We start from the raw sequence: 6,110 nt of genomic DNA on the forward strand, positions 1-6,110 counted from the left end.
AGCGCGGTGTATTCGTGAATCGCTCTACGATTTATCGTTGTTTTATTCACTACAAAGCCTTCTTTCATCCCAACGCATTGAATACTGACAAACATTCGCCTTATGGTCACGCCATTGCTCGTCTCAAGCGTGAAGGCCACCGGCGGCTTCAAGGTCCAGCGGGCTTGGGCAACGATTCAAGGTTTTGAGGGGACAAGGATGTTGAATGAAGGCCCGTTTAATTTTGGTGACACCGTGATGAGTTGAAACTGAAGGTGCAGGAGAGATCAGCATTCCTCAATGAATTCTTCAATTTTTGGGGAATTTACGTATGGAGGAAGGTGCTCAGATGAGCACCTCAGAAACATCTTCTATTTTTGTAACAGACACTTATGAACCACCATTATCAGGCTTGAGCTTATTTGATTGAATACAGCCTTAAGTATGCTGCCGAACTGTGGGTTCATGAATAAGCGCTTTTATGTGATCGCGAAGTCGTTCATCACGATTCATGCGGCGTTGGATTTTGAGTTCTTGCTTCTGTTCATTGATTAGGGTGACTTTCATGGCTACTGGTATGATCTTTTAACCGAAGAAAATCACGTGTGTTCAATAAACAAGGGTATATACAGTGGGTATTATTCATAATAATGACGAAATGACTTATGGTACATTAGTCTTTTAAGTAACCACCGAGTAATTCGAAGTTTCTTATTTTATTATGGTCTTCCCAAAGCTGAATTTTGCTGTCATGAACTAGGTATATTGTTGCAGGCTGAGAGAATACGTCTTTGGTTTGGGTTACGCTATCACCATCATTAACGAAGTACTCGATACTGTGAAATGACGGTAAAGACTTTAGTAACGCATCAAAGGGTTTCTTGTTTAACTTCCCATCACGAGGTGAAATCAAACAAACATTGAATGAGTATTTTTTTAACCTATAAAAACTTTCTTCTGATTTAGCATTAAATGCTTCCGGTTGAATAAGCGATAAAGCGGTAGCAGCTAATTGTCCCATTCCTGTTGTTTCATCTGAGACATTTGGTCTTAGAATACCATCACTTCGGGCTGCTATTTCAACTAGGCATGGCCCGTCGTCTGTTAGCATAACTTCAGCATGAGAAGGTCCATTTTCAATCTCTAAACTAGAACAAACTTGTTTTACGTAATCAACTAACAGTATGAACTCAGGACATGTAGAGTCCAATATTTCATCAATATCATAAACGATGTTGCCTGAATTAAGTTGTCGTTTGTGGTATTTGACAACTTCCGTCACCATTACTTTTTTATTGAGAGATACAAAATTAACAACGTATTCATAACCTTTCAAAAACTCTTGGAATAGAACTGCCTCGTTTTTAAGGTTTAGTTTGTTGATTTTATTGTATATTCTTGAGAACGCATTCTCAGCTTCTTCTTTATTATTACAAATAAATACACTATCAGAACCCGCACTACTCAATGGCTTAGCAACGACAGGATATTCTTGAGTTTCTAACCAGTTTTCAATATCATGCCATCGGTTAGACTGTATTTGTTTGGTTGCTCTTATACCCAACTGCCTTAATGATTCGATCATCTCATATTTATTTCGCCTAGCGATAGCTTTGCCAAAGCCGTTGGAATATGAAAGGTTAATCAAATTATTTATTTCATCTGCTAGTTCAACACCTGTTTCAGTGCCAGCCAAAACGAATTCAATGCGATTGTTTACAATATATTTAGATGTAATATCTATGTCAGAGTGTACAATATTTTTAGAATATATAGATTGGTCAAAAGACTTCAAGTAGTAATCATCAAGATTGCTACTTGATATGATATGAAACAATTCACAATCTTGCTCACCTAACATGTTTGCTATATATTTTCCAGATGAAAAACCATCAACTATTGCAATTCTTTTCATTATTCAAAAATCCTTATTATAAAGTATATTTTAATTTATTTATACTTTGTATGAACAGTAGAAATGTAATACCAGAGACAGCATAAATACTATACCATGATAGCTCTACTCGCTCATCTAGATACTGAAGAATTAATGTAAAAATAGGTAAAAAAAGTAAAACCAAAGATGTGTGTATAGGAGTTAGTTTACTGATTGTTTTCTGTATTAAAAATATTGGTATTATATGACCTATAGTTACCAAGAGAGTCATCATGATAGTACCTGAACTGTCTAGTTCCATACTATATTTGTTTGTTATACAATATATTACAGAGAAAACTACTATGAGTATATTTCTCACCCCCAATATTTCATATGATTTCCAATTGTCATTATTAAGCTCCTTTGATAACAACGTATACGCTACTGTACCAAAAGCGCTTATCGTAACACAAATAATACCAATTATTCTATTAAGAGTACTAGTCTCAGTAATCCCACTATTTCCAAAGTAAGAGTTGCCTAGCATGATAATTACAATTGCCAATATTAACCATGATATTATTAACTCCAAATTTGTTGGTTGTGTGGACACTTTGAAAAATCTTGAGAAAACAATAGTAATAGCTGGCCCACAAGCTATAGTAGCTATTCCTACCACAGCAGGCTCAAGGTATTTTAGAGATACTATTAGTCCACCCCAGTTACAAACTACAGACAAGTTGATAAGTAATATTATCCTAAAATTAGAGGAAATTTTTTTATAATAATTCCTTATACCACTTCTATAAATACTGACTGAAAAAAATAACAGCATGGATGATATAAAGCAGTACACAATAATTATGGCAGGGCTTAGCTTTTGACTGAGGTTACCTACATATACGTCAAAAATTGCACTAATAAAACAAAATATCATGCCAAATATAACACCTATATGAGTGTTAGATAGTTTACTAGGCATTCCTTTCTCCAAAAATACCTTTTCCTATACGGATCATTGTTGAGCCACAGTCTATTGCTATATCATAGTCTTGACTCATCCCCATACTTATAGAGTCCAACTGATATTCTTTAGCAATTTCTCTCATCGATTCAAAATAAGATCTAACTTGTACTGTATTTGGGGGAATACACATAATCCCTCCTAACTCAATTGCATTCAATTCAATCGCTCGTTCGTACAATTGGTGAAAATCATCAATAGACACCCCACTTTTTTGAGGCTCATTACCGATATTGATTTGGATCATAATCTTTTGTATCTTTGCGTATTTTTCCGCATATTTTGCGACTTTTTCCAAACTAGAAATACTTTCAATTGTTTGTATTACGTCAAAAAATTGAACAATTTTTCCTATTTTACGAGACTGAAGTTTGCCAATATAGTGCAATTGAAGATCATTATGAATAGTTTTTGCTGAGCTCCACTTTTCTAACGCTTCTTCTAGACGACTTTCTCCAAATAGACGATGCCCTTGATTTAGTACTGGCTCTATTGCTTCAAATGGTTGTGATTTAGAAACAGCGAGAAGTTTTGTCATCGGATTTAGAGAAACTAAATCTGACTGAATACGCTCAAAGTCCCTACTAATACAGTTATAACTTTTCATTAGTCAACAACCTTCACGCATTTTTCATTTAAATGAATTTTTATTATGGTATCTACAGTATGTCCAGTCTTTTCTTGTACTTTATAAACACCTTCGTTTTGAATTTTTTCAACAGCACAAATAATCTTCATTATTTGCCCGCCAGCTGACTCAATTGAGTTTATCAACGATATTACGGCCCCACCAGAGCTAATGGTGTCATCAATAATAAGTATTCGATCACCTTTTTCAATACCGTTTAAGAACATTTTACCTTCAAAATATTCAGATTTAATATCCACTACATTATCATTATACTCACTTAAGCTATATGGATACCAGCGTGCCATCGCTAAAGGTTTTCCTGTTAGAAGTGATATTGTTGTCGCCAAAGGTGCGCCTTTGTCTTCTTCGGTTACGATTTTGTCATATTCAAAATTTATGAGTTTTAAAATTTCATATGCGACCTCAATTAGCACTTGGGGTCTAAGTGCTGGGAGTTGATCGGTAAATTCATTTATTGTCGTAAGTGAATTACCAGAGCTAACGACATGAGCGTTCTCATAGATTTCTTTAATTAACATAATATTTCCTTATATTTTATATTTTATATTTTATATTTTGGGTAATGTCCGTCCCAAAGACTCTTATATTTCCAAGAACTATCAAAGAACAGTGTAATAATTATCTTATTTTTTAAATTCTCGGCGACATCTTTTGTTATAATCAAGTTAGCTCCACAAGTTGGGCCAATTTCCAAACCTTCCTGTTGAATAAACTCTTTCATTTGAGACCATGACTTTTTTCCATCAGCGAGCTTTATATCGTCAATTAATTCCATATCGGTATTACTAGAAATAATGCCTGCACCTAACCCCATAAGGTTATGGTTATTATGCTTAAATTCGATGCCTTTTCTGCTGGCGTATATTGGTGCCGATTTGTCGACTTCAATCCCAATTGTTTTTATTTTAGGAAAATTACTCTTCAATATTCCACTAATACCGGAAAAAGTACCACCTGTTCCAATAGAACATACAAAATAGTCAGGCTCAATGCCTAAAGAATTCATTTCTTTTACAATCTCTTCTCCACAACTGTGCCATGCTTCCTTGTTTAGAAGAGAGCCCGCTTGATTCAAATAATAAGTATTTTCGTTGAGCTCTGCATAAGTCATTGCTTCTTCTACCGAACCATTTAGAAATTTTTCTTTTGGAGTTTCGATTATTTGACCACCATAAGACTTTATTTGTTCATGGCGTTCCTGAGTCATTCCTTCAGGCATGAAGATAATAACATTATAGCCTTTAGTCGATGCTATCCATGATAACGCTGCTCCACCATTACCTGTTGAGCAATCTACTAGTGTCATTCCTTTTTTGATTTCACCACTCTTTTCCAATGACTCAATAATATTTAGATAGGTGCGGTCCTTATGGCTTCCCGTCGGATTTTCAAATTCGCACTTAGCGAAAACTCGATTACCATTTCTGTTTAAGCTCGATAGTTCTACGAGCCTAGTATTACCAATACTAGAAATATCCATTATGCTTCCTTTCTTTATAATTAGGTTATTTATAATTAGGTTATTTATTCTTATGCCACAACTTGTTTATTAATTTACGTTAACAAGAATGTATTCAAAGCACAAGAGATAAAAAATATTTTTATTATTTCAATTCAACAATTTACGAAATATTATTAATATTAAGTTCTTTGTAAATAGATAAATAAAGTGCGACTACCGCACTTATAGTGGTAAGTAATATGGTTATATAATGAAAAGGATAAAATTATTAATAATAGATCTTCGTGAACCAATCAAATGCAATTAATTTTAGAGGAAACGGATAAAAACTAAAATTTCGTATTTTTAACACTCATAATGACTAATAAAAATTAGACTTCAATCACAAAGTATTTTTGTATTGTTAAGAGCTCCACCTTCCTCAATGAACTCTTCAATTTTTGCAACAAGCCCGTTTCTGAGGGAAAGTGGCAGCATCTAAACATGATTGCCGGTCCTTAGTGTTAGTTTTATTACTTCTTATGCCAGAGTATCCAAATGTTTGCGACAAAACCTATTCGACAATAGATAAATGGTAAATTACAGTTAAAATTAAGAATTATCCAACCCTAACGAAGAGAGGAGCAGAGAATACTAAACTGTTTAATTACTAGCCAGTGAGATCATCACTTCCATTTCAACTTTTAAGTCATCATTAATAAATCTAGATACTTCGACCAAAGAGCAGGCAGGAAAGATTCCTTTGTAGAAGTCTCTCAGGTGCTCTCTCATCAGAGAAAGCTGGTCCATATTACGCAAGAAAATGGTCACTTTAATGATATCTGTAACCGACTTATTTTCCTCAGCTAGGATCAGTGTTAGCTGCCTGAGAATCTCCTCTATTTGCACATCAAGTTCCGATGACTGGGCACAGGTATTCAGTGCAGTCAGACCGGAAACATATAACACTTGGTTGTGTTTCATTGCATGGACATACGGGCCCTGAGCCTCAGGTAGAAACTCATAGTTCATTCTTTCTAACAAATTTTCCTCACTTTATCACAATTGATAACTCTTAAATAATTACTAAACCAGCCACAATAAAACCGTCGTAGATCCTAAAATTACGGGCTTA

At 34.6% G+C, this 6,110-nt stretch carries 7 protein-coding genes and 1 pseudogene; 1 reads left to right on the plus strand and 7 read right to left on the minus strand.

Annotated features, from left to right (window positions below; all coding sequences use genetic code 11):
- A pseudogene (locus VSA01S_RS20595) lies at window positions 1-188 on the plus strand (hypothetical protein); the annotation flags it as partial.
- Between the two features lie 229 nt (window positions 189-417).
- Here VSA01S_RS20595 and VSA01S_RS20495 read toward each other — a convergent pair.
- From VSA01S_RS20495 to VSA01S_RS18985, 7 genes are all read right to left on the minus strand, one after another.
- Window positions 418-546: a hypothetical protein gene (locus VSA01S_RS20495; protein ID WP_265100845.1), complete on the minus strand. Its 129-nt coding sequence runs from the start codon at window positions 544-546 to the stop codon at window positions 418-420.
- Between the two features lie 106 nt (window positions 547-652).
- Window positions 653-1,894 (minus strand): ATP-grasp domain-containing protein, encoded by a 1,242-nt coding sequence (locus VSA01S_RS18960; protein ID WP_039978685.1) that lies wholly within the window; start codon window positions 1,892-1,894, stop codon window positions 653-655.
- Between the two features lie 16 nt (window positions 1,895-1,910).
- On the minus strand, window positions 1,911-2,840 hold the full coding sequence (locus VSA01S_RS18965) for an EamA family transporter (RefSeq protein WP_039978687.1): 930 nt from the start codon (window positions 2,838-2,840) through the stop codon (window positions 1,911-1,913).
- A complete protein-coding gene (locus VSA01S_RS18970; RefSeq protein WP_039978688.1) occupies window positions 2,833-3,489 on the minus strand; it encodes a YggS family pyridoxal phosphate-dependent enzyme in 657 nt (218 codons plus the stop codon). Before VSA01S_RS18970 ends, VSA01S_RS18965 begins: the two co-directional genes overlap by 8 nt.
- Window positions 3,489-4,052 (minus strand): phosphoribosyltransferase family protein, encoded by a 564-nt coding sequence (locus tag VSA01S_RS18975; RefSeq protein ID WP_039978689.1) that lies wholly within the window; start codon window positions 4,050-4,052, stop codon window positions 3,489-3,491. Before VSA01S_RS18975 ends, VSA01S_RS18970 begins: the two co-directional genes overlap by 1 nt.
- Before the next feature lie 23 nt (window positions 4,053-4,075).
- The gene (locus VSA01S_RS18980) at window positions 4,076-5,014 is read right to left on the minus strand and encodes a cysteine synthase family protein (protein WP_039978690.1); all 939 of its coding nucleotides are present in this window, start codon (window positions 5,012-5,014) and stop codon (window positions 4,076-4,078) included.
- 624 nt (window positions 5,015-5,638) lie between these two features.
- Window positions 5,639-6,019 (minus strand): RidA family protein, encoded by a 381-nt coding sequence (locus tag VSA01S_RS18985; protein WP_039978691.1) that lies wholly within the window; start codon window positions 6,017-6,019, stop codon window positions 5,639-5,641.
- Window positions 6,020-6,110 lie beyond the last annotated feature (91 nt).

Source organism: Vibrio sagamiensis NBRC 104589 (assembly GCF_007990935.1).
GTDB classification, from domain to species: Bacteria; Pseudomonadota; Gammaproteobacteria; order Enterobacterales; family Vibrionaceae; genus Vibrio; species Vibrio sagamiensis.